This window comes from Actinomycetota bacterium, assembly GCA_035540895.1.
Lineage (GTDB): Bacteria > Actinomycetota > JAICYB01 > JAICYB01 > JAICYB01 > DATLFR01.
On sequence record DATLFR010000094.1, the window covers coordinates 1 to 3020 of the forward strand.

Here is a 3020-nt window from a genome sequence, read left to right on the forward strand (position 1 = left end):
GGCTGGGGGTCTTCCGGCCCGAGGAGGTCGGTCCGATCTCCGTGCAGGCGCCGAACGGGGTGGTGGACATCGTGGTCGAGGGCGACGCCGAGGCGGTCGAGACGGCGAGACGCTACCTCTCCTACTTCCAAGGACCGGTCCAGGACTGGACCTGCGCCGACCAGCGGGAGCTGCGCTCGGTCGTCCCGGAGAACCGGATGCGCACCTACGACGTGCGGCGGGTCATCGAGCTCCTGTCCGACGAGGGGACGGTCCTCGAGCTGCGGCGCGCCTTCGGACAGGGCATCGTGACCTCCCTCGTCCGGATCGAGGGCCGGGCGCTCGGCGTGATCGCGAACGACCCGTCCCACCTGGCGGGGGCGATCGACGCGGACGGGGCGGACAAGGCCGCCCGCTTCATGCAGCTCTGCGACGCCTTCGACCTCCCCATCCTGTTCCTGTGCGACACCCCGGGGATCATGGTCGGCCCCGAAGCGGAGCGCACCGGGCTCGTACGCCACGTCAGCCGGCTCTTCGTCACCGGCGCCAGCCTGACCGTCCCGCTCTTCACGATCGTGCTCCGCAAGGCGTACGGACTCGGAGCCCAGACGATGGCGGGCGGGAGCTTCAAGGCGCCGTTCTTCGGGGTGGCCTGGCCCACCGGTGAGTTCGGGGGGATGGGGCTCGAGGGAGCGGTGAAGCTCGGGTTCCGGCGCGAGCTCGAGGCGGTGGAGGACCCCGGGGAGCGGCAGGCGCTCTTCGATCGGATGGTCGCGGCGGCCTACGAGCACGGGAAGGCGCTCAACACCGCGACGCACTTCGAGATCGACGACGTGATCGATCCGGCCGAATCGCGGACGCGCGTGGTGGAGGCCCTCCGGTCGGTCCCCCCGCCCCCGCCGCGCACCGGCAAGAAGCGTCCCTGCGTGGACACGTGGTGACCCGCGGCGGGCCGCGCGAGGTCCGATAGCATCGACCTGCCCATGCGTCCTCGCCTCCCGATGCTCGCCCTGGTCCTGTTGGCCGCCCTTCCGGCCACCCCATCTGCCGCCGTCGCCGGCCTGCAGGTCGATGGCCCGCTCACCTTCCACGCCGCCCCGGGACAGGTGCTCGACCTCGGCCCCCTGGGCTCCTACCGCGGGACGGTGGAGATCCGCCGGGCGGGCGGCGGACTCACGGTCGTGAACCAGCTCGACCTCGAGGAGTACACGCTCGGCATCCGTGAGGTCCCCGGGATGTGGCCGATGGAGGCCCTGAAGGCGCAGGCCATCGCCGCCCGCACCTACGCCCTCTGGGAGAAGCAGGGCGGCCGCCATGCTCCCAACGGTTTCGACATCTGCCCGACCGACGCGTGCCAGGTGTTCCGGGGTGCGCAGCTGCCGGACGGGGAGCCCGGCGCCCGGTGGGCGGAGGCGGTCCGGGCGACCGCCGGACAGGTCCTGCTCCACGACGGCGCGCCCGCCCTGACCCGGTACCACGCGAGCTCGGGTGGGCGGACGCTCCCCAACCATGTCGTCTACCCCGGGTCGCCGCCCCGTCCGTACCTGATGGGGATCGACGACCCGGACGACGCCGTCTCGCCGATGCACCGCTGGACCGCCGACTTCCCGCGTGACGTCCTGGAGGCGCTCCTGCGGGCGGAGCTCGGCTTCGCCGAGCCGATGACGTCGGTCCGGGTGGAGGGCTCGACCGCGGTCATCGAGCTCGAGGGAGCCGAGCCCCGCACGATCGCGCTCTCGGCGCTGCGGACGTCGTTCAACTCCCGGGCTCCCCAGATGTTCGGCGACCGCTACCCGGGCCCGAGGTCGGATGGACAGCGCCTCCCCTCCACCATCCCCTCACCCCGGTTCACGGTCGAGGCGTACGAGGGCGGGTTCCGCTTCAACGGCCGCGGCTGGGGACATGGGGTCGGGATGAGCCAATGGGGAGCCAAGGGACGGGCCGACCGGGGTCAGACGGCTGCGCAGATCCTCGGCGCCTACTACGGAGGTCTGCAGCCGCAGCCGTGGACCGGCGACGCGACGATCCGCGTGGGCGCGCTGCCGCAGGGCTCCCAGGCGAGGGTGTCCTCGTCCGGACCGGTCACCGTGGGCGGCACCCCCGAGCAGATCTGGTCGGAGGCGACCGGCGAGTGGCTCGTACGCCCCGGGCCGGGCCGCACCCTCGTGGTCGACGGGCCGGCACTCCCGCCGCCGCCGACCCCGGAGCCCACCCCGGTGCCCGAGGTCTGGGAGAGGGCCGCATCCCGGTCGACGACGCGACTGGCCGCCGCTCCTGCCGGGCCGGCGGCCCGTTCCTCTCGCACGGGGCTGATGGCCCTCGCCGCGCTCCTCGCCGCGGGCGCCTCGATCGCGGCCCAGGGAGACATCCGACCCCGGAAGACGTAGACTTGCTCCCGAGGGTTTCACGGTTTCGATCTTCCGACTCTGCGCTTCCCTCCTGGCCGCTCCGGCGGCCGGATCTGAACGGAAAGGAGGGATACGCATGTCGCAAACAGGAACCGTCAAGTGGTTCAAGGACGACAAGGGCTACGGCTTCATCGCCGGCGAGGACGGCGTTGAGGTGTTCGTTCACTTCTCCGCCATCCAGGCTGAGGGCTTCAAGTCCCTGTCGGAGGGTCAGAAGGTCACCTACGAGGTGACCCAGGGCCCCAAGGGCCCCCAGGCCTCCAACGTCCGCCCCGCCTAGCGCGGAACCGCTATCGCGAGAGGGCCCGCCCATGCGGCGGGCCCTCTTCGCGTCCGGGATGTTCCGATATGTCGGAGATCGGGCCTAAACCCCGCAGATGAGGGACCGATGTAGTGCCATATGCCTAGTTCACCGGACCGAGACCTCCGCGACCTCATCGCCCGCAGCGACCCGGAGACGATCAGACGGCTCATGCGTGACCTGGACCGCATGACGATCCGACAGGTCCCGCCCCCTCCGCTCCCCTACCTGCGGCAGACCGGACCCGCCCGCTAGTTCCTTGGAGCGCGGGTCCGCATGGGTTACACCATGACCCGTGCGCCTGAGGTCCCGTCGCGACCGGAACCCCTCCC

At 71.7% G+C, this 3020-nt stretch carries 4 protein-coding genes; all 4 read left to right on the forward strand.

Annotation, left to right across the window (positions count from 1 at the left end; translation table 11 throughout):
• A partial coding sequence (locus VM840_05435) for a carboxyl transferase domain-containing protein (GenBank protein HVL81018.1) occupies nt 1-920 on the forward strand: 920 nt, incomplete at its 5' end.
• 42 nt (nt 921-962) lie between these two features.
• On the forward strand, nt 963-2366 hold the full coding sequence (locus VM840_05440) for a SpoIID/LytB domain-containing protein (GenBank protein HVL81019.1): 1404 nt from the start codon (nt 963-965) through the stop codon (nt 2364-2366).
• A gap of 97 nt (nt 2367-2463) precedes the next feature.
• Nucleotides 2464-2667 carry a cold-shock protein gene (locus tag VM840_05445; GenBank protein HVL81020.1) on the forward strand — a complete coding sequence of 68 codons (204 nt, stop codon included), beginning with the start codon at nt 2464-2466 and terminating at the stop codon, nt 2665-2667.
• Nucleotides 2668-2787: 120 nt separating this feature from the next.
• Entirely contained in the window at nt 2788-2943 is a 156-nt protein-coding gene (locus VM840_05450) for a hypothetical protein (protein ID HVL81021.1), read from the forward strand.
• The last annotated feature ends 77 nt before the right edge of the window (nt 2944-3020 follow it).